This is a genomic window from Acidisoma cellulosilyticum (assembly GCF_020621385.1).
In the GTDB taxonomy this organism is placed as follows: Bacteria; Pseudomonadota; Alphaproteobacteria; order Acetobacterales; family Acetobacteraceae; genus Acidisoma; species Acidisoma cellulosilyticum.
Genome location: NZ_JAESVA010000002.1, coordinates 156,766 through 181,085, shown reverse-complemented (window position 1 = coordinate 181,085; position 24,320 = coordinate 156,766). Strand labels below are relative to the sequence as shown.

Below are 24,320 nucleotides of genomic sequence, written 5' to 3'. Positions count from 1 at the left end.
GCTAAGCTCGACCCATCGGTCAGCGGCCCTTAAGCGTTCACGCCAATCAACGCGCAAGAATAAAAATAATGCGGAGCTTTTGACTATGCTTGCAGCCGATCTGGCCTATCGCCGCGTCATTCTTCTGACGGCGGCTCTGTTCGTCTCCTATCTTTCCGTTGCCATGTCGCTGCCCGCCGTGCCGCTGCATGTCGTGCAGGGTCTGCATCTCAACAACGCTTTTGGCGGCGTGGCGGTCGGCATTGCCTTTCTGTCGACCATCCTGTCGCGCGCCTACGCCGGCACCCAGGCGGACCGGCATGGCGGCAAACGGTCCATGCAGCGCGGCCTGATCGTCTACGCAGCCGCCAGCTTGATCTGTCTGCTGTCGACCTGGTCCCGGCTGCCGGCATCGGCCGATTACGCGGTGCTGATCGCAGGGCGCTTGCTGCTGGGCCTGGGCGAAAGCCTGGCGCTGGTCGGCATGATCAGCTGGTCCATCGGCCTGATGGGCCAGCCCAGATCGGGCAAGGTTCTGTCCCTGGTCGGCATGGGCATGTATGGCGGTTTCGCGCTGGGTGGTCCGCTCGGCCTTTGGCTGATGCACAGCTGCGGCTTCGGTGCTCTCATGCTCGTCTGCGCGGTTGTGCCACTTCTGGGACTGGTCGTTGTGCAGAGCCTGCCGGCCGTCGCCCCGCAGGGCGGTCATCGGGTTTCCTTCTGGTCGATCATCGGACAAATCTGGAAGCCGGGCGCAGCGGTCGGTCTGCAAGGGGTCGGCTTCGCGGCCTTGGGCGCCTTCTTCTCCCTCTATTTCCTCAGCCGCCATTGGCCCTATGCGGGTCTTGGGCTTACCTGTTTCGGCCTTGGTTTCGTGGTCGTGCGTGTGCTTTGCGGCCATCTGCCGGACCGGATCGGCGGCACACCCGTCGCCATCGCCTCGCTGGCGGTGGAGGCCTGCGGCCAATATCTGCTGTGGGTCGCACCCGGACCAGTCCTAGCGCTGGTGGGCGCGCTGCTGACCGGCCTCGGCTGTTCGATGGTCTTTCCGGCCATGGGGTCCGAAGTCGTCAAGCAGGTGCCGCCACAGTTGCGCGGCACGGCGCTAGGCGGTTTCGCGGCCTTTCAGGATCTGGCCTATGGCGCGACCGCGCCGGTGGTCGGCCTGCTCGCCGACCGTTCAGGCTATGCTTCGGTCTTTCTGATCGGCGGTATCGCGGCCACAATCGGGTTGGGGATGGCGATCTGGGCAAGGCAGGCCATGCGAACGGCCAATGCCTAAGCCGCCGGCGCCGGCTCCCAGCCCGGCGGGGCCAATTCGAAACCGCTGAACAGAAAGGCCGGGGAGACGGTGCAGGAAACGAGGGTCCAATCGCCCAGACTCTCTGCCCTCTGCCAGGCATGCGGCGGCACGAAACCCTGAAAACTCTGGCCAGAACCCAGATCGCGCCCGAGCGTCACCTTTGCCGGTTCCGCGTCAGCGGATGCGATATCAAGCCGCAGCGGCGCGCCCGCATGCCAGAACCAGATCTCGACCGCATCGACCCGGTGCCAATGGCTGATGACGCCGCGCGGCAGCAGGAAATGGATGGCCGTCACCACGCCCCGCTGATCCAGATCGCCGTCGCGGAACGTTTCCCGGTAGAAGCCGCCTTCGGGATGCGGCAGCAGGCCAAGACCAGCCACCACATCATTCGCGCTGAGGTCAGGACGGGCGAGATCGATCACGCGGCGAACCCGTTCAGACCGGCGGCGCGGTTTCGGCGAAGGCCGGCGTCGCCGCCACGAAACTCTCCAGCCAGCGGGCCAGGCGCGGGTGCCCGGCGCGCCAGTCATCGGCCGCAAATCGGAAGTCCAGATAGCCGAGCATGCAGGCGACGGAGATGGTGCCGATGGTCGGGTGGCCGGCTTCCGGCGGCGTCTCCTCCAGCAAAGCCAGGCCACGCGTGACGGCGGCCTTTTGCCGTTCGATCACCTTGGCCCGCGTCTCCTCCTGCGGGCGGACGCTTTCCATGCGGCCCAGGACCGCCGCATCCATCATGCCGTCGGCCAGGGCCTGCTGACGCAACGCGGTCCAACGCACCCCGCCATGGTCAGGGAAAAGCGGCGGCGCGTCGCCCAGGCTGTCAAGATATTCGCAGATGACCGGACTATCGAACAGCGCCACGCCGTCTTCCGTCATCAGACAGGGCACTTTCGACAGCGGATTGGCCGAGAGAAGGGCGGCCGGCGAGCTATGGGCGTCGGTCGGCACAAGCTCGATCTGCGAGTCGATCTCGCGGATTTTGGCGGCCAGCACCACTTTGCGCACGAAAGGGCTGGTGGGCGAGTAAAACAGCTTCACCGGGACGTCCTTTACGGAGGGAATATTGGGGAAAAGGTGGGCAGCAAAAGCGGCCGATCAACCTTTGAAACTGTCTTTCAGCTGGCGGATGCGCCCGAAGCTGACGGCATCGCGCGCCAGCAGGTAGGGGTTCACCGGCAGTTCGTCTTCCAGACGGACCGGCAGCGTCATCTGGCCGGCCGCGCGTAGCCGGTCGACCTCGGCCGCCTTGTCGCGCAGCGCCTGATTGTCCGGATCGATGGAGAGCGCGAAGCGCGCGTTAGACTGCGTATATTCATGCCCGGCATAGATCAGCGTGCGCGGCGGCAAAGCCGCGATCTTGCGGAAGCTTTCGAAGAACTGCACGGGCGTGCCTTCGAACATACGGCCGCAGCCGAGGCTGAACATGGTGTCGCCACAGAACAGCATCGGCCCGTCGGGCAGGAAGTAGGAGATATGGCCGACCGTATGGCCGGGCGTATCGATAACCTCGACCGTGTGGCCGGCGAAGTCGAAGGTCTCGCCCTCGCGCACGCCATGGTCGAGCGGGGGCAGGCGATGCGAGTCGAGCGCCGCACCGACGATCTGCGCGCCAAAACGCGTGCGCAAAGCCTCGGCCCCGCCGATATGGTCGTTGTGGTGATGGGTCAGCAGCACGGTGTCGAGCGCGCCGCCCATCGTCTCCACCGCTTCGCTCGCGGCTTCGCTGTCGGCAGGGTCGATGAAGGCGAGCTTGCCGGACGCCTCATCCCGCAGGAGCCAGGCGTAGTTGTCGGAGAGCATGGGAACGGGAATTGCGATGAGTGCCATGGGATGAACCTAGCATCGGCAGCCTTGAGCGGGAATGCGCTGCGATACGACTTTTACACTCATCGCGGTGCTGTGTGCTTTACGCTATGCTCGGCCGAATGGCACTCGACGTTCACTCAGCCGCCGATTTCTACGCGACCGCTCAGGGGATCGTGGCGGCGCGCCTGATCCGCAAGCGGATCGCAGCACTTTGGCCGGACATGACCGGGCGGGCGGTCCTGGGCCTGGGCTATGCGCCGCCTTATCTGCGCGCCTGGCGAGAGGATGCGCGGCTGACGGTCGCCGTCACCCCGGCCCAATACGGCGCGGCCCGCTGGCCGGTCGGCGCCGCCAATCTGACCTGCATGGCCGAGGAGGACGCGCTGCCTTTTTCGGGGCCGATCTTTGACCGTGTGCTGCTGGTGCATGGGCTGGAGGGGGCCGAGAATGCGCGACGCCTGCTGCGCGAGGTGTGGCGGGTGTTGAAGGATGACGGGCGGCTGATGGTCGTCACCCCCAATCGGCGCGGCATGTGGGCCTATTTCGAGAACACGCCCTTCGGCCAGGGCACGCCCTATTCGGCCGGGCAGGTCGGGCGGTTGCTGTCGCAAAGCCTGTTCCGCGTCGAACATCGGGAAACCGCGCTGTTTCTGCCGCCCATGGAAATGCGCCTGGTGCTGCGGAGCAACCGGCTATTCGAGCGTGCTGGCCATTGGGCGGTGCCGCAATTCGCGGGCGTCACCATCGCGGAGGCGGTCAAGGACGTCTATTCCGCCTTACCCACCAATATGACGCGCTCCCGCCGGTTCGTGCTGGCCGAAGCGCCCTAGCCGGGCCGCTCGGGGAAGCAACCTCGACCGAAACGGAAGGAGTTCCTCGGCATGCGCTGGGATGATGACGCAGTCTTATGGCCGCTCTCCGTTCTTTGGAATTACATGAGGCTCGTTCACCCGCTCGCGCCCGCCGACGCGATCCTGACACTCGGCAGTTTCGATCCCATGGCTGCGGTTTGCGCGGCGGAACTTTGGAAAGCGGGTCAGGCCCCGGTCATCATTATGTCCGGCGGGATCGCCCATCAGGGAAGTTTGCTCGATCCCGGTTGGGATCGGTCCGAGGCAGAGGTCTTTGCGGATGCGGCGCGAGAGAGCGGCGTGCCGGATCACGCCATCATTCTAGAACCCATGGCGACGAATACCGGTGAGAATTTTGCTTTCACCAAAACCATGATGGAAGACTCTGACCGTAGGATCGAAAGACTATTGGTCGTCGCGAAACCCTATATGACGCGACGCGGGTTTGCGACCGGGCGATTGGTTTGGCCCAATGTGGACTTGCGCATGCAATGCGAAGACATTTCGATGCATGATTATTTTCAGCGCGACCGTCAGCCTGAGCGGACCGTGCGGGCCCTCGTCGGGGACATGCATCGGATCATGGTCTATCCAAAGCTTGGCTATCAGATTGAGCAGGCGGTGCCGGTCGCGGTTACTGCCGCGCTTCAGGCGCTGACGGAAGCGGGCTTCGGCGATCGTCTTGTCTCGGGTCAGCCGGTTTAGCCCTCGGACTGGACCTCGGCTTATGGCCGGAACAGCGGTCCTGAGCATGCGCCAAGTTTAAAGGTGGACCGTCATGATTATTCGACTGTCCCGCATGGGCCCTATCGTCACGTTCCCGTGTATCGCCCCCTGCCGTTTTTCGGTGGCGGTCCATCTATTGTCACAAGATGTCGCGCTGGCCGGTGTAAAGGGTCAGCACGCTTTATTGGGAGACGATGATGTTTCTGATCCTCATTATTATCCTGCTCGTGCTGGTCTTCGGCGGCGGCGGATACGGTTATAGCCGCGGCTATTACCGGGAGCGTCCGCATTACGGCTATGGCATGGGCGGTCTCGGCTTCTTCCTGGTCGTCGTGCTGATCCTGCTGCTGCTCTTCGGCGGCCATCACTACTGAACGAGCCGTCTTCGGGTTGAAAAGGGCGCGGCGCCGAAAGGGCCGCGCCCTTTCTTTTGCCGGCCTATCTTGCGTGACCCGCCTGGGGGGCGCAGATTCGTGGCCGATAAAAAGAGACCAGGGAGAGGGGCCGTTGCGATGATCCGCCTACCGGAACCGAAAGCGGCGACGCTCGCCAAGCGCGACGCCATTATCGCCGGGCTGCGGCGGATTCTGCGCGATAGCGGCGTCATCGCCGAAGCGGCAAGGCTGAAACCCTATGAGATGGACGGGCTGACCGCCTTCCGCCAGCCGCCGCTGGCGGTCGCCTTGCCGGAAACGACCGAACAACTCGCCGCCGTTCTGCGCTTCCTGAATCAGGAAGGGGTGCGCGTCATTCCCCGTGGCGCCGGCACCAGCCTGTCCGGCGGCGCGCTGCCCCTGGCCGATGGTGTCGTCATCGGCATGATGCGCATGAACCGGATTCTGGAAATCGACTACGACGACCGCTTTGCCGTCGTGCAAGCCGGGGTCACCAATCTTGGCATTACGGCGGCGATGCAATCCGATGGTTTTTTCTACGCGCCCGATCCGTCCAGCCAGCTTGCCTGCATGATCGGCGGCAATGTCGCGATGAATTCCGGCGGCGCGCATTGCCTGAAATACGGGGTCACGGCGAATAACCTCCTCGGCCTCAAGATCGTCACCATCGAAGGCGAGATACTGGATATCGGCGGCATGCATCTGGACGCCGCCGGCTATGACTGGCTGGGCCTGCTGACGGGAAGCGAGGGGCAGCTTGCCATGGTGTCCGAAGTCACGGTCCGCATCCTGCGGGCGGCCGAGGGCCAGCGCGCCATGCTGGCGGCCTTCCGGTCCAACGAAATCGCCGGTGCCTGCGTCGATCGTATCATCGGGTCCGGCATCATTCCTGTCGCCCTCGAATTCATGGACCGTCCGGCGATCCATGCCTGCGAGGATTTCGCCCATGCCGGCTATCCGCTGGACGCCGAGGCCCTGCTTATCATCGAGGTGGAAGGCTCCGTCGCCGAACAGGATGAACTGCTCGGCCGCATTCGCGCCATGTGTGACGAATTCGACCCGATCAGCTGCCGCGTCTCGCAATCGGCGGAGGAGAGTGCCGCTATCTGGAAGGGTCGCAAAGGCGCCTTCGGGGCGGTCGGGCGGATCAGCCCCGATTACCTTTGCATGGACGGCACCATTCCGACCGGGCAATTGCCTTTGGTGCTGCGCCGCATCGGGGAGATGAGCGATCACTACAGGCTCAAGGTCGCGAATATTTTCCATGCCGGTGACGGCAATCTGCATCCGCTGATCATGTTCGATGCCAATGACGCTGATAGTTTCCATCGCGCCGAAGCCTTCGGCGCCGATATCCTTTGTCTTTGCGTCGAGGTCGGCGGCTGTCTGACGGGCGAGCATGGCGTGGGTGTGGAAAAGCGCGACCTCATGCACCGCCAGTTCACCGAAATCGAGCTCGATCAGCAGCGCGCCATCAAATCGGCCTTCGATCCGGATTGGCTGCTCAACCCTGCCAAGGTCTTCCCGCTGGTGGCCGCCTGACCATGATTGCTATGGCTGAACGCAGCGATATCGCAGCCGCTGACGAGGCTGAGCTCGCTGTACTGGTGGCGCAGGCAGCGACCGACCGCCGGCCGCTGCTGGTGCAGGGCTTCGGGTCCAAATCCGGCATGCTGCGACCCGTACAGGCGGATGCGACGATCTCCACCCGGCGCCTGTCCGGCGTCACGCTCTATTCGCCGCGCGAACTCGTCATCTCGGCCCTTGCCGGCACGCCGCTGGATGAGATCGAAGCCGTATTGCGGCAGAGCGGTCAGCAGCTGACGGCCGAGCCGCCGGACCTGTCCGGCCTTCTGGGCAGCGATGCGGGTCAGAGTTGGGGCGGCATGGTCGCCGGCAATCTGAGCGGGCCAAGACGTATCGCCTGGGGTGCCACCCGCGACCATGTCATGGGCATCAGGGTGATCAACGGTCGTGGCGAGGTCATCCGGTCCGGCGGGCGGGTGCTGAAGAACGTCACCGGGCTCGATCTCTGCAAGCTCCTCGCCGGCAGCCAAGGCACGCTCGGCATCATGACCGAGATCACGCTCAAGGTACTGCCCGCGCCGGCCACCACCGGCGCCATCATCATCCGCGGCCTGGACGCAAACCAAGGCGTCTCCGCTCTGTCGGCCGCGCTCGGCTCGCCCTTCGGCGTTTCCGGCGCTGCCTTTCTGCCGTCCTGGGCCGCCGAGACCATCCCCGCCTTGGGTTCGCAATCGGTGACCATCATCCGCATCGAGGATTTCCCCCACAGCGTCGCCTATCGGCTGGACCAGCTGTCCGGGGTCCTGGCCCGCTTCGGCCGGGCCGAGACATTGGATGACCTGACAAGCCGTGCTGTCTGGAAAGCGATCCGTGACGTCACGCCGCTGCGCCCCGGTGCCAGCGAAGCGGTCTGGCATCTCTCCACCCGGCCGTCACATGGACCGCAGCTTCTGGCGCTGATCGAAGCCGCCGGGGCGCGCGGGATCATGGATTGGGGCGGCGGGCGCATCTGGGCGGCCGGGCCCGGCACCGAGGCCGTCCACGGCACCGTCATGCGGGCCGTCCGCGACCTGGGCGGCCATTTTACGCTCATGCGCGCGCCGGACAGCCTGCGCACGGCGGTTCCGGTGGTGCCGGAGGAGGCACCGGCGCTGGCCGCGCTGACGCGACGGGTCAAGGCCGCGATGGACCCGGCCGGCATCTTCAATCCTGGCCGTCTCTACGCGGGGCTATAGATATCCATGCAGACCAATTTCTCCGTCGAACAGCTGCGGGATTCGGATAATGCCGCATCCAACTCGGTGCTGCGCACTTGCGTGCATTGCGGCTTCTGCACCGCGACTTGCCCCACCTTCGTCCTGCTGGGCGATGAGCTGGATAGTCCGCGCGGGCGCATTTACCTCATCAAGGAGATGCTGGAATCCGGCAAGCCGGCGACAGAGGAGGTCGTGCGCCATGTCGACCGCTGCCTGTCCTGCCTGTCCTGCATGACGACTTGCCCCTCGGGCGTGAACTATATGCATCTCGTCGATCATGCGCGCCGCTATATCGAGGAGACCTATAAACGGCCTTGGCCTGAACGGTTGATGCGCGGCGCGCTGGGGCGCGTGCTGCCCCATCCGCGTCTATTCCGCCTGGCTTTGCGGGGGGCGGCACTGGCGCGGCCCGCAGCCGGGCTTATTCCGACCGGGACCATGACAGGCAAGCGGTTGCAGGCGATGCTGTCCCTGGCGCCGGCCAAGCTGCCGCCGCAAAGCGCTGCTCAGAAGCCGCAGATACACCGGGCCGAGGGCGCGCGGCGCGGACGTGTGGCCCTTCTGACCGGATGCGCCCAGACCGTATTGGCGCCGTCGATTAACGAGGCCACGATCCGGCTGCTGACCCGTCTGGGGATCGAGGTCGTGATCCCGGCCGCGATCGGCTGCTGCGGCGCGCTGACGCATCACATGGGTCAGCACGATCCGGCGATGGCGGCGGCCCGCGCCGCGATCACGGGCTGGACGCGGGAGATCGAGGGCGAGGGGCTGGATGCGATCCTGATCAATACCTCCGGCTGCGGCACCACGGTGAAGGATTACGGTTTCATGTTCCGCGACGCGCCGCCAGCCGAGGCGGCGCAGGCCAAGCGTGTCGCGGCCCTGGCCGCCGATATCTCGGAATACCTCGTCCGGATCGGCTATCAGCCGCAGCGCCCGGCGCCCGATCTGACGGTCGCCTATCACAGCGCCTGCAGCCTGCAGCACGGCCAGAAGATCACGAGCGCCCCGAAAGACCTCCTCAAAACGGCGGGATTCTCGGTGGTCGAGCCGCGTGACCCGCATCTGTGCTGCGGGTCCGCCGGAACCTATAACATCATGCAGCCTGAGATCGCTGGGCAGCTCCGCAGCCGCAAGCTCGCGACCCTGAAGGATCGCCGCCCGGATCTGATCGCCGCCGGCAATATCGGTTGCATTACCCAGCTCTCGGGTGACGGCATGCCCGTGCTGCATACGGTGGAGTTGCTGGACTGGATGGCCGGCGGCCCGCGGCCTGACGCTATCGGCCAGTCTGACGTCTGAACGAAACAAGAGGCAGCGCGGCCCTCCACCGAAATGAGGTCTTTGACGGCTCTCTTTTGATAGTGCAGTTCTGAACGCGATGCGCCAGGTTAGCTGCGAGATATTCCAGGCGATTGAGCCGTTCTGCCAACCTTATCTGTGGCTTGTACCCAAAACCTGCGTCACTTAGCCGCAAATGAGGCTTTAATTTTTCGCCATGATCGGTAAAGGAGGAAGACCCTCCGACGATGGGTGGCCTTGCGCGGTTCTGTGGGGAACGAAGGATGAACGAGCGTCACGTCCCGCCGGGCTTTAGCACAGCGGCCATCGGTATCGCGGAAGCATACGCGCGCGCGCTCAGCCAGCGCGTGAAACGTATCGGTGCCGCCTTATTCGTTAACCACGGCACCCTTTTTGCTAGGACAAGATGCGGTCACCTTATCCTGATCGCCGAAAAGGGGCCGCGTCTCATCTTGTATCCATGCAGCAGTCATCGTGACGTCGCACGCCAGACCGGCTGCGACCAGGCTGCGCGGCAGCCGGAACGCTTGGCCATTATCTAGCCAATGCAGGCTCAGCGCGAGACAGGCCGGCGCCGCCTGATAAAACTATTTTTGGCTGGGGTGCTCGTCTGTTTTGCCATGGCGGCAGCGGCGACGTCCTACCTTGTGCTGCAGCAGACAGCAGCAGCCCACCGCCTGGCGAGCTATAATCTGGCCTTCGACGCCAGTCAGGGCGCGGCCGAGGTGATGCGCGTGGAAACGACCGCCGCCCGGCTGTCGATGGGTCTGCCGGGCGCGTCGCGCGGGCTGCTGCGCCTGCGTTTCGCCATTCTGCAGAACCGCATCACGGTTTTGAACCGCACGGAATTCACGAATTTCATCGCGGGCCATCCCGAAGTCGCGGATATCCTGCCGCGACTGTCGGTGGCCGTACAGCAGATCGCGCCGCTGGTGGAGCGCCCGGATCAGACCGGCGCATTGCCGTCCATTGTGGAAACGCTGCAACCGCTCGAACCCAGTCTGGTCGAGCTGATGTCCCTGACCGCCAATACGGTCGGCGACAATATCGAAGCCGGTGAAAGCCGCCTGCAATGGCTGCACAGCATTTCGGCCGCCGTTACCGGCATACTGATCGTCCTCGGTATCGTCCTGATCGTGATCCTGCTGCGCGACAATCGTCTGATGGCGGAAAATTACCGTCGTCTCAGCCGGATGACGGATGAGTTGCAGCGCACCGGTTCCCAGCTTTCCTCCGCCCATGGCGCGATCGCGAAGGCCAATGAGGAATTGAACGCCCAAAACGCGGTGTTGCGAAGCCGCGACCAGGATCTGGCGGTGCAGAATGCGCGTTTCGACGCCGCCCTCAACAACATGTCCCAGGGCCTGCTGATGGCAGACGGGGCAGGGCAAGTGATCGTCTGCAACAACCGGTTTCTGGAACTCTTCGGGCTCGATTGGCTGGATGCGCCGCCGGGACGGAATATCGGCGCGCTGTTCGCGCAAGTGGCGGAGCGTGGTCTGGTGCCGCCCGTGGTCGGCCGCGTGCTTCTCGACCGCGTCCCGGGGCTGACCGGACAAAGCGAGCCGATCGCTTTCCTGGCGGAGACGGAACAGCAGGCGATCAAGGTCGGCCACAAGCCCATGCTGGACGGCGGCTGGGTCGCGACCTTTGAGGATATTACCGTGCAGCGGCGGGCCGACGCGCAGACGGAGCATCTGGCGCATCATGACACGCTGACCGACCTGCCCAATCGCCTCATGTTCGGGCAGTCGTTGCAGACGACGCTCAATCATCGGGCAGCCGGCAGTTTCTTCGCGCTGCTGCTGCTCGACCTCGATGACTTCAAGGACGTCAACGATACGCTTGGCCATATCGCGGGTGATACGCTGCTGGTCGCGGCGGCGGAGCGGCTGCGTCGTTGCATCGGGCCTGAGGACAGCGTCGCCCGGCTGGGCGGCGATGAATTCGCGATCATTCAGACGGGACCCCGCGGCATCGCGGAGACCGAGGAACTGGCGCGGCGCATTGTCGCCACCATCGCCGAACCCTTCTATTTTGAAGGGCAACGCGTGGCCGCAGGCGCCAGCATCGGCATCGCGCTCTGCACCGATAATGGCATGAACGACCCTGAGAGCCTGCTGCGGAGCGCCGATATGGCGCTGTACCGGGCCAAGGCCGAAGGGCGCAGCACCTGGCGGTTCTTCGCGCCCGAGATGGAGGAAGTCGTTCGCGTGCGCTCGGCGATCGCGTCCGATCTTCGCAGCGCGCTCGACCGTCAGGAGCTGGAACTCGTCTATCAGCCGATTTTCGCGTTCGAGACCGGTCGGCTGCGCCAGTTCGAAGCGCTGATGCGCTGGCGTCATCCGACCATGGGCTATGTGACGCCCGACCGCTTCATCCCGGTGGCCGAGGAAACCAGGCTCATCCTGCCGATGGGCGAATGGGTGATCGGTGAGGCCTGCCGCACCGCCATGAACTGGCCGGAGGATGTCCGTATCGCGGTCAATCTATCCCCGGTGCAGTTCCGGTCCCTGCAATTGCCCCGCGTCGTCGAGGCGGCGCTCGCGCGGAGCGGATTGGCGGCGCAGCGCTTGGAATTGGAAGTCACCGAAAGCGCCCTGCTTCAGGACGGTGACGACGTGCGCGCCATGCTGCGCGAGCTGCGCGCGCTCGGCGTCACCGTGGCGCTGGACGATTTCGGAACCGGCTATGCCTCGCTCGGGTATTTGCAGAAATTTCCTTTCGACAAGATCAAGATCGACCGCAGCTTCGTCAGCCAGATCGAGACGCGCGCGGATTCGGTCGCCATCGTCGAATCGGTCGTTCGGCTCGGCGCGAAGCTCGGCATGATGACGACAGCGGAGGGAATCGAGACGCGGGAACAGTTCGAGATCCTGCGCAGCTTCGGCTGCGATCTGGCGCAGGGCTATCTGTTCGACCGGCCGCAGTCTTTTGCAACGATCCAGCGCAAGATCGCCGAAGGCCTCTACAATCCGGCGGCGCGCGAGGGCATGGGTTTCTGACCGGCCCGGCCCAGCTCAGCGCTCCGTTGCGTCCAGAAAATAGACCGTGGAACCGCCACCGACGACCTTATCCGCAATCGCGGCATTGAAGGCGCGGCCATGGGCGCTGCCGATATGCGCGGCAAAGGCAGCGTCATCGGCGTAGATTTCATCGACGTGAAAGGCAAGCGGATTATCGGCGCGCGTGTAAGCGACGAAGCGCAGACAGCCGGGTTCGGCCCGCACCGCCTGGGTCAGATCGGCCATCATCTGCCGCAGTGTTTCTTCCTGCCCGGGCAGGACTTCAAAGGTCGCGTAAAGGGCTTTGGGCATAGCGGTTTTCCGTGAGCGGTGATGTCCGGCTATCAGATTAGGCAATGACTTGCCGGCCGACCAGTCGGTTCAAGCCAAGAACCTTCCCAGGCGAAGCGTCGCGAGATCGGGCAGTTCCGTGCCACCGAGATTGATCCAGCCGGCGCGGATCACCGCCAACATCGCGTCGGCCGCTGCCTGCGCGTCACCCGCCGCGATCGCTGCGACCAATGGCCCGTGGTCGTGCGGCGCTTGGGCGCCGTGCCCGTTGGTTTCGTCGGGTGTGCTCATCGCGAAACTCGCCAGCAGCGCGGTGCGAATCAGCGCACCGATCGATTGCAGAAAGGGATTGCCGGTGCTTTCGAGAATCAAAAGATGAAAGGCGAGGTCGGCGGCCGCGATCGCTGCACGGTCCTGTCCGGCGACCGTCATCTGTGCCGCCAATTGCGTGAGCTGTCGCAAGCTGTCCTCCGTCCGGCGGGTCGCCATGATGGCAGCCGCCATCGGCTCGAAAGCCTGGCGCAGCGTGAAAAGATGCGCGAGGAAGGAACGATCGACACCTGCGGCGAAGCGCCAGTCCAGGATATCGGCATCGAACATATTCCAGTGCCGCTCTGCCAATATCCGCGTGCCGACGCGGGTCTTGGGATGGATCATGCCCTTGGAGGACAGCTTCTGCAAAGCCTCGCGCAACGTACTGTTCGAAACCTTGAACTGGCGACTGAGGATTTCCTTGGCCGGCAGCAGGCTGCCGGCGGGATAATGGCCGGAGACGATATCGAGGCCGATGCCGCGCATGACCATATCATGGGCGGCTTGCGGTCGTTTGCGGACGCGCGGACCGGCACCAGGACGGCGAGGGGCGACCGGACTGAATATGCGGGCCATTCATCGCCCTTTACCATCGGCTGACCTGACTTGGTCATCCGTTCGGTAAACGATACGATGATGGGATCGCAATGATTAATCACATAAATGACAACTCGTCATTTTTCTATCTTCGCCGGCAGGGAAAGCGAAAGTCCGAAGCGTCAGCGGTTCCAGCCGGCCAGGCGCAGCTTCTTATCGGTCTCATATTGATTGAGGGCATAGACTGCCCAGATCGCCGCCGGGATCCAGCCGATGATGGTCAGATGCAGGAACAGGCAAAGAATGCCGGACCAGGGACGACCGATGAAGAAGAAAGAAACCGCCGGCAGAAGCAGCGCCAGGAGAAGACGCATAGAACCCTCGACATAAAAGACGCGCGGCGACATCACCGACTGCTTCTTAAGATAGTGCGAAAATGCCCGATGTCATCCTGGCCCTTAAAAGCCGAGCGGGCCGAGCCTGATCGCCGGCACCATCTCGCCCGTCGCCAAAGCCGGGGCGAAGGGTGGCCGCACCAGCAGTGCGTCGGCCGCCGCCAGCCGGCTGATCTGTCCTGAATCCTGGGTCTTGTAGGGGTAGGCGGCCCAGCCGCCATCCTCCCGCACCAGCAGGGACGCGCGGACGTAATCCTCCCTTATGTCATTGGCCGGCAGATCGGCGCCCAGTCGCACGGGTTCGGCCAGTGGCGCGTCGCCCGGCAGGCCGAGCAGACGCTCGATCGCGGGAACTAGGAAAAGAATCCCACAAACGAGCGCGGAGACCGGATTGCCGGGCAGACCCAGCATCGGCACATCGCCCAGCTTGCCATGCATCAGCGGCTTGCCCGGCCGCATGGCGATCCGCCAGAAATCCAGCACCAGCCCGGCGGCGGCCAGACCTTCCTGTACCAGATCATGCGCGCCGACGCTGGCGCCCCCGGTCGTGACCAGCATATCGGCGCCCCGCGCCGCGGCGGCGGCAGCGATGATGGCCGGCAGCTGATCCGGGACCGTGGGCAGCAGTATCGGCTCGCCGCCCGCCGCGCGCACCAGGGCCGCCAAAGCGGGTCCGTTGGAGGAGACGACGCCACCCGGCGGCAGCGGCTCACCCGGCAGGGCGATCTCGTCACCGGTACACAGGATCACCACGCGCGGACGGCGATGGACGGCAACCCAAGGGTGACCGGCGCCAGCGGCCAGACCGATCAGGCGCGGGTGCAGGCGCTGCCCGGCCTTCGCGACCGTCTCGCCGGCCGTGAAGTCGGCACCTTGGAAACGGACATGGCGGCCCCTGGCGGTCGCCTCATTCACCACGACCCCATCGCCCTCGGCCGTTGCATTCTCCTGGATCAGAATGCTGTCGGCCCCTGCCGGCACGACGCTGCCCGTGAACAGCCGCACGGTCTCGCCGCGTTCGAGCCTGTCCGGGAAAGGATGGCCGGCCGGGGCCGCGCCGATCAGCCGCAGACGGGCGCCGACCAAGGCGTCCTCGGCCCGCACCGCATAGCCGTCCATGGCCGAGACATCGGCCGGCGGATTGGACAGGCGGGCCGTCAGCGGGGCGGCCAGCACGCGGCCAAGGGCCTCCATCAGAGAGACCGTTTCGCCGGCCGTGGGCGTGAGCCCTGCCAGAATCCGGCTGCGGGCTTCGGTGACGGAAATCATGGTGCTGAAAAATCCCCGGAAGCGCCGCCGGATTTGGCGGTGACGCGCAGCCCGTCCACCACCATGCCGCGATCGACCGCCTTGCACATGTCATAGATCGTCAGCGCGGCGATGGATGCCGCCGTCAGCGCCTCCATCTCCACGCCCGTGCGGCCGGTGGTGCGGACGGTCGCGATGATGTCGATGGCGGAGGCAGCGGCGTCGCTCTCGAAAGCAAGGGTCACGGCCGCAATCGGCAGCGGGTGGCAAAGCGGGATCAGATCGGCCGTGCGCTTCGCGGCCATGATGCCGGCCAGGCGGGCAACGCCCAGCACATCACCCTTCTTGGCTTCCCCCCGCGCGATCAGCGCGAAGGTCGCGGGCTGCATGCTGATGCGGGCGCGGGCCGTGGCTTCCCGCGTCGTTTCCGGCTTGGCCGAGACATCGACCATGGCGGCCTGGCCCGAAGCGTCAAAATGGGTCAGCCGCTCGCCCGTCTTGTCGCTCATCGAGGCCGGCTCCTGACAGACGTTAAATTCGCTCGATTTTGATAGAAACTTGGCTGGCCAACCCAAAATCTGTCTTCCCCGGGCTTGACCCGGGGATCCATTCGTAGCGGTGCCCCAACGATTGGATGACCGTGTCAAGCCCGGCCATGACGGATTTGGGTGACCGTTACAATCAACTTTGGCAGACTTTAGAGCAGATCCCGGTCAGATGGAATCATCTGTCCGGGTGAAGATGCTCGCAAAAACAATAGTCTAGAGCGGCACCTGTGAGCATAAGCGAACAGGAAACGCTCTAGGCGGCGGCGTCTTCTGTGCGCTGCGCGCCGATCAGGTCGCGCACGGCCTGGGCGACATCGTCCTGCCGCATCAGGCTTTCGCCGACCAGATAGCATTGCAGCCCGGCATCGACGAGGCGCTTCACATCAGCCGGCGTCTGAATGCCGCTTTCGGCGATCAGGAACCGGTCGGGCGGCACCTGCGGCGCCAGCGTCACTGCCGTTTGAAGATCGGTCTTCAAGGTCTTGAGATTGCGGTTATTGATGCCGATCAAGGGCGTCTGCAGACCCAGCGCACGGCCAAGCTCAGCCTCATCATGCACTTCGGCCAGCACGTCCATGTCGAGCGCGCGGGCGAGGGCTTCCAGCTCCCGCGCCTGATCGTCCGACAAAGCCGCCAGGATCAGCAGAATGCAATCCGCGCCCATCGCCCGGCTCTCGTACACCTGCCAGGGTTCAAGGATGAAATCCTTGCGCAGCACCGGCATCGACACCGCCTCGCGCACCGCGACCAGATGCGCAGTCTCACCCTGGAAATATTTCTCGTCCGTCAGAACCGAGACGCAGGTGGCGCCGCCATCCTGATAGGCCTGGGCGAGGGCAGGCGGATTGAAATCCGTGCGGATCAGCCCGCCGGAGGGCGATGCCTTTTTGACCTCGGCGATCAAGGCGACGCGATGCAGATTGACGTGATCCATCAGACGGCGGCCGAAGCCGCGCGGCGGCGTCTGCGCCGCGATCCGCTGCTTCAACGCCTCCACCGGCTCCTCTGCCTTGCGGCGGGCGGTCTCGGCACGCGTATCGTTGCAGATCTGGATCAGAACGTCGTGGATATGTGAACTCATGCTTCCGTCAGTGCTTGGGATTGGCTTGGGAATGGAGCTGGCTTTCCCGGCGCAGCGTGTCAAGCGCGCCGCGTGCGCGGCGCTCATCAATGGCGGTGGTGGCAGCCATGACGCCTTCGGCGAGGCTGCCGACGCGGCCGGCGACGACCAGCGCCCCGGCGGCGTTGAGGATGACCGTATCGCGGTAAGGGCCGGTCTCGCCCTCCATCAGGCGTTGCAGCGCGCCGGCATTGGCGGCGGCGTCACCACCGCGCAGCGCCGATAGCGGCGCCTGCGGCAGGCCGACATCGCCGGCATGGAGGATGACATCCTCGACCTTTCCATCCTTGAGAATGGAAACATGGTTGGGGCCAGCCAGCGTCAGCTCGTCCAGCCCCTGGCCATGGACGATCCAGGCGGCTTCCGTGCCGAGATGGCCAAGCGCCTCCGCCACCGGCCTTGTCCAATGATTGGCATAGACGCCGGTAAACTGGCGCGGCACGCGGGCGGGATTGGCCAGCGGCCCAAGCAGGTTGAACAAGGTGCGCGTGCCGAGTTCGGCCCGCACGGGCGCCGCATGACGCAAAGCCGGGTGATGGGCGGGGGCGAACAGAAACACGCAGCCGGTGCGGGTCAGCAGGTCTTCCAGGGCGGCAGGCGGCATGGCGACGCCGATGCCCAAATGCTCCAGCACATCGGCGGCACCCGATTTGGACGACAGCGCACGATTGCCGTGCTTGGCCACCGGCACGCCGCAGCCAGCAACAACGAAGGTAACGGCGGTCGAGATATTCAGCGTGCCCTGCTCATCGCCGCCGGTGCCGCAGACGTCGATCGCGCCGGGCGGCGACTGGATCGCCACCATCCGCGCCCGCAGCGCACGTACGGCACCGACCATTTCGGCCACCGTCTCCCCACGCACCCGCATGGCCATAAGAAGGCCCGCGATCTGCGCGTGGGTCGCGTCTCCGGTCATGATAGCCGAAAAGGCGCCCTCGGCCTCGGCCTCGGTCAGCGTTTCCCCGCGGGCCAGGCGCGCCAAAAGGGGGCGGATCGCGCCGCTCATGCGCTTACACTCATCATCGCGGATTGGCCGATCCGGGTCAGGCGGCCCGGGCCGGATGGTTCCGGCCGCGGGCGATATCCAGGAAGTTCGACAGGATCTTGTGGCCGTGTTCGCTGGCGATGCTTTCGGGGTGGAACTGCACCCCGAAGACCGGCAGGCTGCGATGCCGCAGACCCATGATCAGACCGTCTTCCGTGAAGGCGGTCGGCACCAGAACCTCCGGCAGCGTCTCCCGCTCGACGATCAGGCTGTGATAGCGGGTCGCATTGAAGGGCGAGGGCAGGCCCTCGAAAATATCCGAATTGGCGTGGGTGACGGGGCTGATCTTGCCATGCATGGGCGCGGGCGCGCGCAGCACCTGGCCGCCGAAGGCCTGGCCGATGGCCTGATGGCCCAGGCAGACGCCGAATAGGGGGATCTTGCCCGCCGCCGCCTGGATGACGTCGAGGCAGATACCAGCCTCGTTCGGGGTGCAAGGGCCGGGCGACAGCACGATCGCTTCCGGCTGTTTGGCCATGACGTCCGCCACGGACAGCGCGTCATTACGCCAGACCTCGCATTCGGCGCCGAGATCGCCGAAAAACTGCACGAGGTTGAACGTAAAACTATCGTAGTTGTCGATGAGCAGGATCATGCCAATATTCTGCGCGGAGAGGCGGGCCAGGGTCAATCGGAAGCCCGGAACGTCTGGGTTGCGGCCCAGGATAGGGCCGGGCTACCCATATGAACGCATGATCCGCTCCCCATCGATTTAACGGGCGGATTTCAAAGGACAGACATCATGGACATGCAGACGGGCGGAAAGACCTACCCGGTCACGCTGACCGAAGCTGAATGGCGCGCCAAGCTGACGCCGGACCAATTCGCGATCCTGCGCGGCCACGCGACGGAACGCCCCGGTTCCTGCGCGCTGCTGCAGGAAAAGCGCCCCGGCACCTTCTCCTGCGTGGGCTGCGACACGCCGCTGTTCCGGGGCGATACCAAGTTCGAAAGCGGCACCGGCTGGCCGAGCTTCGACACGCCGCTGCCCGGCTCGGTCGAGAATACCGAGGACCGCACCCACGGCATGGTCCGCACGGAAGTGCATTGCGCGACCTGCGGCGGCCATCTGGGCCATGTCTTTCCGGACGGCCCGCCGCCGAGCTTCCAGCGCTACTGCATCAACGGGCTGGTGCTGAATTTCGATCCTGCCTGATCGCAGCGACCCGCGACGCCATGGCTTGCCAAGGCGTCGCGTTCCAGGCGCGGCAGGCAAGGCCGGAGGTCGACGGCAGCACCCAGATTTCCGGCATCTCGGGCAGCGGCGGCTGCATGCCATAGGCGATGCGGCCGGTGGGCATGGCGTAGAATTCCGAGGCCGCGCGCTTGCTGTTGAAGGCGAGCAGCCGCGGCCGATAGCGCTGCATGGCGGCGTGCAGCCTCAGTCGATCAAACCCATGACGCGGCAAATGCTCGTCCTGGCCCGACACCGTCTTGCAGACATCCGTCAGGCCAATCCCCAGCGATAGCAGCGCGGGAAATTCCGGCGGCAGAAAGCGCCGGGGCGTCAGCCCTGTTTCCGCCAGGATCGGCCAGAAGCGATTGCCGGGGCCGGCGTAATAGGCACCCCGCGCGGCCGAGGCGGCACCGGCCGCCGTGCCGCATATAACCAGATCAAGCTTGTCCGTCAGAAGGTCGGGCAGAATATCGGGAATTGGCGCGTCCATGACCACTTCTAGCAGGGATAGCGTGGCATCCACAGGCGCCACAATTCGGGGGATAAAGGACTTGCCGGCGACGCCCATCAGCATCCTGCCGATATCGGATCGTCCCGATCTGATTCCCTTGATAACCGATTGGCTTTGGACGGCTTTCTGGCAGGACCTCGGCCAAGACCGGGCGCAGACGCGCGACTATGTGGCCAGCGGCGTATCGGCGTCAGGGCCGCCGCAAACCTTCGTTCTGCTGGTTGATGGGTCCCCGGTCGGCACGGCAACCCTGGCCGTCCATGATCTCGCCGAACGGCCGGATCTGACGCCTTGGCTGGCCGATGTCTTCGTGCTGCCGGAAGCGCGCGGCTTCGGCTATGTCGGGCATCTGATGGACGCGGTGGAGACGGCCTGCCGCGATGCCGGCATCGCCACGCTCTGGCTCTATACGCACACGGCCGAGCGCATCTATGCCAAGCGCGGTTGGGAAACGGTCGCGTATTTCGAGCGCGGGGGACAGACAAACGCGCTCATGCGACGGGATCTGCTGCCGGAAGCGGAATGCCGAGAAGCAGAGTCTTGACCCTACGAAACGTTGTCAGACACGAAAAACCCCGAGCCTTGCGGCCCGGGGTCTGAGAAGCGAGACTGTGCCGGCCGGTGCGATTATTCGCCCTGAGCGTGACCGAACATGATGCCAGCCTGGACTTCCGAGATCGCCTGCGCGACGAGTTGCCGCGCCGCCGCCGCATGTCCGCCTTTGTTTTGCGTGACGCGGCTCAAATGACCTTGAGCGCTTTCCAAGGCATGGAGCGCACCTTCCATATCCGGCTGGCCGGCGACCGCCATGCCTGCACCAAGGCCGGTTCCGGCGGCAAAAATCGCGACGGCAACCATCCGGCTCATGCTCGTTTTGAAAAGAGGCATAGAGATTATCTTTCTATTTCAAACTATTGTGGGTGCCAGGTAGCTGTGCCGTCTCGTAGTGTCGGGACCCGGCGCTGTAAAATGAATTGCTCGAATGAGTAGATGAACAAAATGAATGGTTTAAGTCGTCCCGAAAACCTCGACCTGGATTTGCTCCGCACCTTCGTCCGCATCGCCGAAATGGGTAGCTTCACCCGAGCCGGAGAGATGGTGGGGCGGACCCAATCGGCCGTTTCCATGCAAATGCGGCGGCTGGAGACCATGACCGGCAAACCGTTATTGCTGCGCGGCAAGGGCGGCGTCGTCCGGCTGACTGCGGACGGCCAGCACATTCTAAGCTATGCGCAGGAGATCCTGGAACTGAATGACAGCATTCTGGCCGCATTCCGCGGCCAGACACCACGACCGCGCATTGTCCTCGATCAGGATCCGCTGCCGGCCAAGGCGCAGCGCGAGGCGTTTACAGCGCAGATCATGGTGACGCTGCTGACCAATGACAAGTTTTGTGAAGCGAATGCGCTCATCATGCGTCATGTCGAAAACAAGACCGTGGTTGAACCTCAAAATATAAATGAGAGAGACGATGATCTGATCATGTCTCTGCTGAGTATGTTGGAATATATATCGATCAATTTCCTGTCCAATGCGATGGACCGCACAATAATTCTTCGGCAGCGACAATCAGGACTTTTACGGACCTATGAGGTTCTGCAAAATTATATCGCCCATAAGCGAGAAGCCTGGGGGCGGCCGAACGCCTATCGCTCGTTCGAGGAAGTCATAAAAAGCCATATCCTAACCGGTTCGGCGCTGCAGAATTTCGCGACCAATGCCACCGACCCAATTCCGGATTTCCCCGCCCGGATGGCGGCCATGGACATGCGGGCGCCGTAAACGAGACGTTCGATGCGGTGTCACGCTCGTCTTGACCTCCGCCAGGGCGCCGTTTCGGCAAGCCATTCTGCCGCGCGAGCCTCCGGGTTGTTGTTAAGCAGCACATCCGTCACCACGGCCGCACTATCGGCACCGGCTTCCAGCACCGCGCGGCCGCGTTCGGGTGTCAGCCCGCCGATGGCGACCAGCGGCACGCTGCCCACACGCCGCTTCCAGTCCGTCACGCGCGGCAAGCCCTGCGGTGCCCAGGGCATCTGTTTCAGAATGGTCGGAAAGACCGGGCCGAGCGCGATATAGTCAGGTGAGGCCGATAATGCGCGGTCCAGCTCGGCCTCGTCATGCGTGCTGATGCCGAGTTTCACGTCATGCCTGCGAATGGCGGGCAGATCCGCCGTTTCCAGATCTTCCTGACCCAGATGGATGAAGTCGCAGTCTTCGTCTATGGCGATCTGCCAATAGTCGTTGACGACAAGGACAGCACCGGCCCTGGCGCAAAGATCGCGCGCCCTGCATATTTGCTCGCGCAACTCCGGCTCCGCCTTGTCCTTGATGCGGAGCTGAAAGAACCGGACGCCGAGCCGCAGAAACCGGGGCAGCCAGGATGCGTCATCGATAATGAGATAGAAGGGATCAAGGGTCTTCATGAACGAAACGCCAGTCCCAGAACGGGTGTGGAAGGTTCCGCCATATCGCGCGGCGGCATCGGGTCAGCCTCATAGGCCTGTCGGCCCGCCGTAATGGCGCCGGCAAAGGCTTCCGCCATCCGTGCCGGATGGCCGGCCTTGGCCACGGCAGTATTGAGCAGAATGGCGTCGAAACCGAGCTCCATCGCTTGCGCCGCATGGGACGGCAGGCCGATGCCGGCGTCGATCACGAGGGGCACATCGGGGAAATGCGCGCGCATGGCGCGGAGGCCGTAGAGGTTATTGAGACCACGGCCGGAGCCGATCGGCGCGCCCCAGGGCATCAGAACCCGGCAGCCGGCATCCAGCAGTTTTTCGCCGACGATCAGATCCTCGGTCGTATAGGGAAAGACCTCGAACCCATCGGCCGCCAGGATGCGCGCGGCGTCCACCAGGCCGAACACGTCGGGTTGCAGCGTGTCGTGATTGCCGATGACTTCAAGCTTGATCCAATTCGTCTCAAACACCTCGCGTGCCATCTGCGCGGTCGTCACCGCTTCCTTGACCGAATGACAGCCGGCGGTATTGGGCAGCACGCGGACGCCAAGGTTGCGGATGATGGACCAAAAACCCTGGCCTTGTCGCTCGGCCCCGGATTCACGACGCAGTGAACAGGTGACGACCTCTGTCCCGGACCGCCGCACGGCCTCCGCCATAATGGCGGGCGAGGGGTATTGCGATGTTCCCAGCAACAGACGGGATGACAGGGTAACGCCATAGACATCCATCGCCTCAACCCCCGCGCATCGGGGCGAGCAGTTCCAGCCTGTCGCCCTCGTTCAGCATAAGCTGCGCGCGCCTCTGACGCGGCGTGAAATCCCCGTTGACGGCGGTCGCGATGACCGCGCCGTCATAGCCGAGTTCCGCGAGCGCATCGGCCAGACTGGCGCCCGTGACAGTCTTTTCTTCATCATTGACCCGGATTTTCATCCATCACCTCCCGTGATCTTGTGCCGTGAAGCAGATAGTCGGCCGCCCGTCTGGCGAGTGCTGGCGAGAGCAGAAAGCCGTGCCGATAAAGACCGTTGACGCGCAGGCTCTGTTTCCCGAAGGGGCGCAGGCGCGGCAGATTGTCAGGGAAAGCCGGCCGCGCATCGGCGCCCATTTCCAGAATCTCAGCCTCGGCAAAGGCCGGATGCAACGCATAGGCAGCATTGAGCAGTTCCACGACCGAGCGTGCGGTGACACGGTTGCGTTCTCCACTCTCCAGCATCGTGGCACCCAGCATGAAGACGCCGTCGCCGCGCGGCACGATATAGAGCGGAAAGCGTGGATGCAGCAGGCGAATTGGCCGGCTGAGGGTGAGGGCAGGGCAGCGCAGGATGAGCATTTCGCCTTTGACACCGCGGAGATCCGCGAGCCGGTCCTGCGCGGCCAAGCCTCGGCAATCCGCGACAATGCCCAAAGACGGGTCATCGGCATCGGTCTCGCGGCCGAAATCGAAATACACGCCGCGCGCTGTCAGGGCATCGGCCAAGGCCGGCAGCACGGCGCGCGGGTCCAGATGCGCTTCGTCGGGGAAAAAAAGACCGCTGCGGAAACGCCCGGCGAGGTCCGGCTCCAGAGCCGCGATGCCGTCCGCGTCCAGGGTCTGGAAGCGCTCCGTGCGGCGGGCAAACCGGGCCAGGTCGGGCGCATCGCGTCCGGGCGCGAGCACCAGGCTGCCGCGCTGGACGGTAGCCGCATGAACCTTCGGCCAGTAGCGCAAGGCCTCCTGGCCCAGTGCCACGACCAGGGCGTCAGCCGATTCCGCCTCGCACCAGGGTGCCAGCATGCCGCCGGCATAGCGGGAGCAGGCGAGGGCGCCGAGCGCCGCGCTCCGCTCCATCACCCGCACCTCGGCGCCCGCTTCCGCCAGCGCCCAGGCCGTGGTGAGCCCCGCAATGCCCGCGCCGATCACTGTTACCTGCACCGCTGGCCGCCCTATCTGTCGACCAGGCCAGACTGACAAGGGGAGAGGGGCTTGGTCCGGCGCACCCCTTTAAGGGTAGCGGGCTCCGGAGACGGTCCATCCCTTCGCCAGCATGACCTGGATCAGGTTCTAAGGGTCGCCAAGCCGGGACATCCCGAATGGCCTCTCAGCCCCTCTATGGGGCTCCCCTTGGTAGGCTCAGCCTAGGCTGGCCGGGCCCGGCCGTCAAAGGTTGAAGCTAAGGGCTGGCCCCGGCCATAATCCTTTTGACTGAGAAAAACTCGGCTGCTTGCTATTTTATCTTTTTAATTAACCCAATTTGCTTAATTATGGTCGGGGCAAATCACGCGCTCCTAGCGCGGCTGGCGGCAACCCGCAGGAAAACCGCCCCGTTGATCTGGCCCATCGGGTCGATGCCGGTTCGGCAAATAGCATTGCTTGCCTGCCGAAACATTCCTATCGAACCTTGTTCTGTTTCGCGTTCACAGCACCGACGCGATCGCTAGGTTGATCTTGCATCCAATGCATCGATCGCTGTGCAAATCCTTCTTCAAAAAAGACAATTTCTAAACAAATTGGACAAGTTTTCAATCCAACCGCCTATTC

General features: G+C 64.2%; 28 protein-coding genes and 1 riboswitch. Of the genes, 11 read left to right on the top strand and 17 right to left on the bottom strand.

What is annotated here, in order from left to right:
- The first annotated feature begins 85 nt into the window (after positions 1-85).
- Entirely contained in the window at positions 86-1,261 is a 1,176-nt protein-coding gene (locus ACELLULO517_RS05230; RefSeq protein WP_227306252.1) for an arabinose transporter, read from the top strand.
- On the opposite strand, the gene ACELLULO517_RS05225 is transcribed toward ACELLULO517_RS05230, so the two are convergent.
- Genes ACELLULO517_RS05225 through gloB form a run of 3 tightly spaced genes read right to left on the bottom strand, consistent with a single transcriptional unit; the run spans position 1,258 to position 3,112 of the window.
- Positions 1,258-1,707 (bottom strand): cupin domain-containing protein, encoded by a 450-nt coding sequence (locus ACELLULO517_RS05225; protein ID WP_319796411.1) that lies wholly within the window; start codon positions 1,705-1,707, stop codon positions 1,258-1,260. The two genes, ACELLULO517_RS05230 and ACELLULO517_RS05225, sit on opposite strands and share 4 nt — an antisense overlap.
- 13 nt (positions 1,708-1,720) lie before the next feature.
- Complete coding sequence (locus ACELLULO517_RS05220) at positions 1,721-2,323, bottom strand: glutathione S-transferase N-terminal domain-containing protein (protein WP_227306251.1); 603 nt, start codon at positions 2,321-2,323, stop codon at positions 1,721-1,723.
- Positions 2,324-2,380: 57 nt separating this feature from the next.
- Positions 2,381-3,112 carry a hydroxyacylglutathione hydrolase gene (gene gloB, locus ACELLULO517_RS05215; RefSeq protein ID WP_227306250.1) on the bottom strand — a complete coding sequence of 244 codons (732 nt, stop codon included), beginning with the start codon at positions 3,110-3,112 and terminating at the stop codon, positions 2,381-2,383.
- Between the two features lie 98 nt (positions 3,113-3,210).
- Between gloB and ACELLULO517_RS05210 the strand changes: the two genes are divergently transcribed.
- From ACELLULO517_RS05210 to ACELLULO517_RS05180, 7 genes are all read left to right on the top strand, one after another.
- Positions 3,211-3,921, top strand: coding sequence for a class I SAM-dependent methyltransferase (locus tag ACELLULO517_RS05210; protein WP_227306249.1), 711 nt, complete (start codon positions 3,211-3,213; stop codon positions 3,919-3,921).
- A gap of 105 nt (positions 3,922-4,026) precedes the next feature.
- Positions 4,027-4,647 carry a YdcF family protein gene (locus ACELLULO517_RS05205; protein ID WP_227306248.1) on the top strand — a complete coding sequence of 207 codons (621 nt, stop codon included), beginning with the start codon at positions 4,027-4,029 and terminating at the stop codon, positions 4,645-4,647.
- A gap of 215 nt (positions 4,648-4,862) precedes the next feature.
- On the top strand, positions 4,863-5,042 hold the full coding sequence (locus ACELLULO517_RS05200; protein ID WP_227306247.1) for a DUF3309 domain-containing protein: 180 nt from the start codon (positions 4,863-4,865) through the stop codon (positions 5,040-5,042).
- Between the two features lie 138 nt (positions 5,043-5,180).
- Positions 5,181-6,605, top strand: a complete 1,425-nt coding sequence (locus ACELLULO517_RS05195; RefSeq protein ID WP_227306246.1) for an FAD-linked oxidase C-terminal domain-containing protein — start codon at positions 5,181-5,183, stop codon at positions 6,603-6,605.
- An 11-nt stretch (positions 6,606-6,616) separates the two neighbouring features.
- Positions 6,617-7,825, top strand: coding sequence for an FAD-binding protein (locus tag ACELLULO517_RS05190; protein WP_227306245.1), 1,209 nt, complete (start codon positions 6,617-6,619; stop codon positions 7,823-7,825).
- A gap of 6 nt (positions 7,826-7,831) precedes the next feature.
- Positions 7,832-9,148: a glycolate oxidase subunit GlcF gene (gene glcF, locus ACELLULO517_RS05185; protein ID WP_227306244.1), complete on the top strand. Its 1,317-nt coding sequence runs from the start codon at positions 7,832-7,834 to the stop codon at positions 9,146-9,148.
- Positions 9,149-9,750: 602 nt separating this feature from the next.
- On the top strand, positions 9,751-12,153 hold the full coding sequence (locus tag ACELLULO517_RS05180) for a putative bifunctional diguanylate cyclase/phosphodiesterase (RefSeq protein ID WP_227306904.1): 2,403 nt from the start codon (positions 9,751-9,753) through the stop codon (positions 12,151-12,153).
- A gap of 15 nt (positions 12,154-12,168) precedes the next feature.
- Here ACELLULO517_RS05180 and ACELLULO517_RS05175 read toward each other — a convergent pair whose 3' ends face one another.
- The 8 genes from ACELLULO517_RS05175 to ACELLULO517_RS05140 form a co-directional block, all read right to left on the bottom strand.
- The gene (locus tag ACELLULO517_RS05175; RefSeq protein WP_227306243.1) at positions 12,169-12,465 is read right to left on the bottom strand and encodes a putative quinol monooxygenase; all 297 of its coding nucleotides are present in this window, start codon (positions 12,463-12,465) and stop codon (positions 12,169-12,171) included.
- Positions 12,466-12,534: 69 nt separating this feature from the next.
- Positions 12,535-13,332 carry a FadR/GntR family transcriptional regulator gene (locus ACELLULO517_RS05170; RefSeq protein ID WP_227306242.1) on the bottom strand — a complete coding sequence of 266 codons (798 nt, stop codon included), beginning with the start codon at positions 13,330-13,332 and terminating at the stop codon, positions 12,535-12,537.
- A 143-nt stretch (positions 13,333-13,475) separates the two neighbouring features.
- Positions 13,476-13,667, bottom strand: coding sequence for a YqaE/Pmp3 family membrane protein (locus ACELLULO517_RS05165; protein WP_227306241.1), 192 nt, complete (start codon positions 13,665-13,667; stop codon positions 13,476-13,478).
- An 84-nt stretch (positions 13,668-13,751) separates the two neighbouring features.
- The gene (locus ACELLULO517_RS05160) at positions 13,752-14,957 is read right to left on the bottom strand and encodes a molybdopterin molybdotransferase MoeA (RefSeq protein ID WP_227306240.1); all 1,206 of its coding nucleotides are present in this window, start codon (positions 14,955-14,957) and stop codon (positions 13,752-13,754) included.
- On the bottom strand, positions 14,954-15,445 hold the full coding sequence (gene moaC, locus ACELLULO517_RS05155) for a cyclic pyranopterin monophosphate synthase MoaC (protein WP_227306239.1): 492 nt from the start codon (positions 15,443-15,445) through the stop codon (positions 14,954-14,956). Before moaC ends, ACELLULO517_RS05160 begins: the two co-directional genes overlap by 4 nt.
- 292 nt (positions 15,446-15,737) lie before the next feature.
- Entirely contained in the window at positions 15,738-16,565 is an 828-nt protein-coding gene (trpC, locus tag ACELLULO517_RS05150) for an indole-3-glycerol phosphate synthase TrpC (RefSeq protein ID WP_227306238.1), read from the bottom strand.
- A gap of 7 nt (positions 16,566-16,572) precedes the next feature.
- Positions 16,573-17,610 (bottom strand): anthranilate phosphoribosyltransferase, encoded by a 1,038-nt coding sequence (gene trpD / locus ACELLULO517_RS05145; RefSeq protein WP_227306237.1) that lies wholly within the window; start codon positions 17,608-17,610, stop codon positions 16,573-16,575.
- A 37-nt stretch (positions 17,611-17,647) separates the two neighbouring features.
- Positions 17,648-18,244: an anthranilate synthase component II gene (locus tag ACELLULO517_RS05140; protein ID WP_227306903.1), complete on the bottom strand. Its 597-nt coding sequence runs from the start codon at positions 18,242-18,244 to the stop codon at positions 17,648-17,650.
- 153 nt (positions 18,245-18,397) lie between these two features.
- On the opposite strand from ACELLULO517_RS05140, the gene msrB reads away from it, so the two are divergent.
- Positions 18,398-18,805 carry a peptide-methionine (R)-S-oxide reductase MsrB gene (gene msrB, locus ACELLULO517_RS05135; protein WP_227306902.1) on the top strand — a complete coding sequence of 136 codons (408 nt, stop codon included), beginning with the start codon at positions 18,398-18,400 and terminating at the stop codon, positions 18,803-18,805.
- Here msrB and ACELLULO517_RS05130 read toward each other — a convergent pair.
- A complete protein-coding gene (locus ACELLULO517_RS05130) occupies positions 18,771-19,316 on the bottom strand; it encodes a mismatch-specific DNA-glycosylase (protein ID WP_227306236.1) in 546 nt (181 codons plus the stop codon). The two genes, msrB and ACELLULO517_RS05130, sit on opposite strands and share 35 nt — an antisense overlap.
- Before the next feature lie 61 nt (positions 19,317-19,377).
- On the opposite strand from ACELLULO517_RS05130, the gene ACELLULO517_RS05125 reads away from it, so the two are divergent.
- Positions 19,378-19,881, top strand: coding sequence for a GNAT family N-acetyltransferase (locus ACELLULO517_RS05125; RefSeq protein WP_227306235.1), 504 nt, complete (start codon positions 19,378-19,380; stop codon positions 19,879-19,881).
- An 83-nt stretch (positions 19,882-19,964) separates the two neighbouring features.
- Here ACELLULO517_RS05125 and ACELLULO517_RS05120 read toward each other — a convergent pair whose 3' ends face one another.
- Positions 19,965-20,225: a hypothetical protein gene (locus ACELLULO517_RS05120; RefSeq protein ID WP_227306234.1), complete on the bottom strand. Its 261-nt coding sequence runs from the start codon at positions 20,223-20,225 to the stop codon at positions 19,965-19,967.
- Between the two features lie 102 nt (positions 20,226-20,327).
- Between ACELLULO517_RS05120 and ACELLULO517_RS05115 the strand changes: the two genes are divergently transcribed.
- Positions 20,328-21,119 (top strand): LysR family transcriptional regulator, encoded by a 792-nt coding sequence (locus tag ACELLULO517_RS05115; protein ID WP_227306233.1) that lies wholly within the window; start codon positions 20,328-20,330, stop codon positions 21,117-21,119.
- Positions 21,120-21,139: 20 nt separating this feature from the next.
- On the opposite strand, the gene ACELLULO517_RS05110 is transcribed toward ACELLULO517_RS05115, so the two are convergent.
- From ACELLULO517_RS05110 to thiO, 4 genes are read right to left on the bottom strand one after another with little or no spacing between them, the layout of a single operon-like run.
- Positions 21,140-21,763 carry a thiamine phosphate synthase gene (locus ACELLULO517_RS05110; RefSeq protein ID WP_227306232.1) on the bottom strand — a complete coding sequence of 208 codons (624 nt, stop codon included), beginning with the start codon at positions 21,761-21,763 and terminating at the stop codon, positions 21,140-21,142.
- Complete coding sequence (locus ACELLULO517_RS05105) at positions 21,760-22,530, bottom strand: thiazole synthase (RefSeq protein ID WP_227306231.1); 771 nt, start codon at positions 22,528-22,530, stop codon at positions 21,760-21,762. Before ACELLULO517_RS05105 ends, ACELLULO517_RS05110 begins: the two co-directional genes overlap by 4 nt.
- Positions 22,531-22,534: 4 nt before the next feature.
- Positions 22,535-22,732 carry a sulfur carrier protein ThiS gene (gene thiS, locus ACELLULO517_RS05100; protein ID WP_227306230.1) on the bottom strand — a complete coding sequence of 66 codons (198 nt, stop codon included), beginning with the start codon at positions 22,730-22,732 and terminating at the stop codon, positions 22,535-22,537.
- Positions 22,713-23,714: a glycine oxidase ThiO gene (thiO, locus tag ACELLULO517_RS05095; protein ID WP_227306229.1), complete on the bottom strand. Its 1,002-nt coding sequence runs from the start codon at positions 23,712-23,714 to the stop codon at positions 22,713-22,715. The genes thiS and thiO overlap by 20 nt, the downstream gene beginning before the upstream one ends.
- Before the next feature lie 82 nt (positions 23,715-23,796).
- A riboswitch (TPP riboswitch) is annotated at positions 23,797-23,914 on the bottom strand.
- Positions 23,915-24,320 lie beyond the last annotated feature (406 nt).

Excerpts from the sequence above, each read along its gene's own strand:
- ACELLULO517_RS05175 (WP_227306243.1), bottom strand. The coding sequence starts at position 12,465 with ATGCCCAAAGCCCTTTACGCGACCTTTGAAGTCCTGCCCGGGCAGGAA.
- ACELLULO517_RS05110 (WP_227306232.1), bottom strand. The coding sequence starts at position 21,763 with ATGAAGACCCTTGATCCCTTCTATCTCATTATCGATGACGCATCCTGG.
- ACELLULO517_RS05195 (WP_227306246.1), top strand. The coding sequence starts at position 5,181 with ATGATCCGCCTACCGGAACCGAAAGCGGCGACGCTCGCCAAGCGCGAC.
- thiS (WP_227306230.1), bottom strand. The coding sequence starts at position 22,732 with ATGAAAATCCGGGTCAATGATGAAGAAAAGACTGTCACGGGCGCCAGT.
- ACELLULO517_RS05165 (WP_227306241.1), bottom strand. The coding sequence starts at position 13,667 with ATGCGTCTTCTCCTGGCGCTGCTTCTGCCGGCGGTTTCTTTCTTCTTC.
- ACELLULO517_RS05170 (WP_227306242.1), bottom strand. The coding sequence starts at position 13,332 with ATGGCCCGCATATTCAGTCCGGTCGCCCCTCGCCGTCCTGGTGCCGGT.
- trpD (WP_227306237.1), bottom strand. The coding sequence starts at position 17,610 with ATGAGCGGCGCGATCCGCCCCCTTTTGGCGCGCCTGGCCCGCGGGGAA.
- ACELLULO517_RS05105 (WP_227306231.1), bottom strand. The coding sequence starts at position 22,530 with ATGGATGTCTATGGCGTTACCCTGTCATCCCGTCTGTTGCTGGGAACA.
- ACELLULO517_RS05200 (WP_227306247.1), top strand. The coding sequence starts at position 4,863 with ATGATGTTTCTGATCCTCATTATTATCCTGCTCGTGCTGGTCTTCGGC.
- ACELLULO517_RS05160 (WP_227306240.1), bottom strand. The coding sequence starts at position 14,957 with ATGATTTCCGTCACCGAAGCCCGCAGCCGGATTCTGGCAGGGCTCACG.
- ACELLULO517_RS05205 (WP_227306248.1), top strand. The coding sequence starts at position 4,027 with ATGAGGCTCGTTCACCCGCTCGCGCCCGCCGACGCGATCCTGACACTC.
- gloB (WP_227306250.1), bottom strand. The coding sequence starts at position 3,112 with ATGGCACTCATCGCAATTCCCGTTCCCATGCTCTCCGACAACTACGCC.
- trpC (WP_227306238.1), bottom strand. The coding sequence starts at position 16,565 with ATGAGTTCACATATCCACGACGTTCTGATCCAGATCTGCAACGATACG.
- ACELLULO517_RS05190 (WP_227306245.1), top strand. The coding sequence starts at position 6,617 with ATGGCTGAACGCAGCGATATCGCAGCCGCTGACGAGGCTGAGCTCGCT.
- ACELLULO517_RS05115 (WP_227306233.1), top strand. The coding sequence starts at position 20,328 with ATGAACAAAATGAATGGTTTAAGTCGTCCCGAAAACCTCGACCTGGAT.
- msrB (WP_227306902.1), top strand. The coding sequence starts at position 18,398 with ATGCAGACGGGCGGAAAGACCTACCCGGTCACGCTGACCGAAGCTGAA.
- ACELLULO517_RS05140 (WP_227306903.1), bottom strand. The coding sequence starts at position 18,244 with ATGATCCTGCTCATCGACAACTACGATAGTTTTACGTTCAACCTCGTG.
- moaC (WP_227306239.1), bottom strand. The coding sequence starts at position 15,445 with ATGAGCGACAAGACGGGCGAGCGGCTGACCCATTTTGACGCTTCGGGC.
- ACELLULO517_RS05130 (WP_227306236.1), bottom strand. The coding sequence starts at position 19,316 with ATGGACGCGCCAATTCCCGATATTCTGCCCGACCTTCTGACGGACAAG.
- ACELLULO517_RS05120 (WP_227306234.1), bottom strand. The coding sequence starts at position 20,225 with ATGCCTCTTTTCAAAACGAGCATGAGCCGGATGGTTGCCGTCGCGATT.
- glcF (WP_227306244.1), top strand. The coding sequence starts at position 7,832 with ATGCAGACCAATTTCTCCGTCGAACAGCTGCGGGATTCGGATAATGCC.
- ACELLULO517_RS05230 (WP_227306252.1), top strand. The coding sequence starts at position 86 with ATGCTTGCAGCCGATCTGGCCTATCGCCGCGTCATTCTTCTGACGGCG.
- ACELLULO517_RS05210 (WP_227306249.1), top strand. The coding sequence starts at position 3,211 with ATGGCACTCGACGTTCACTCAGCCGCCGATTTCTACGCGACCGCTCAG.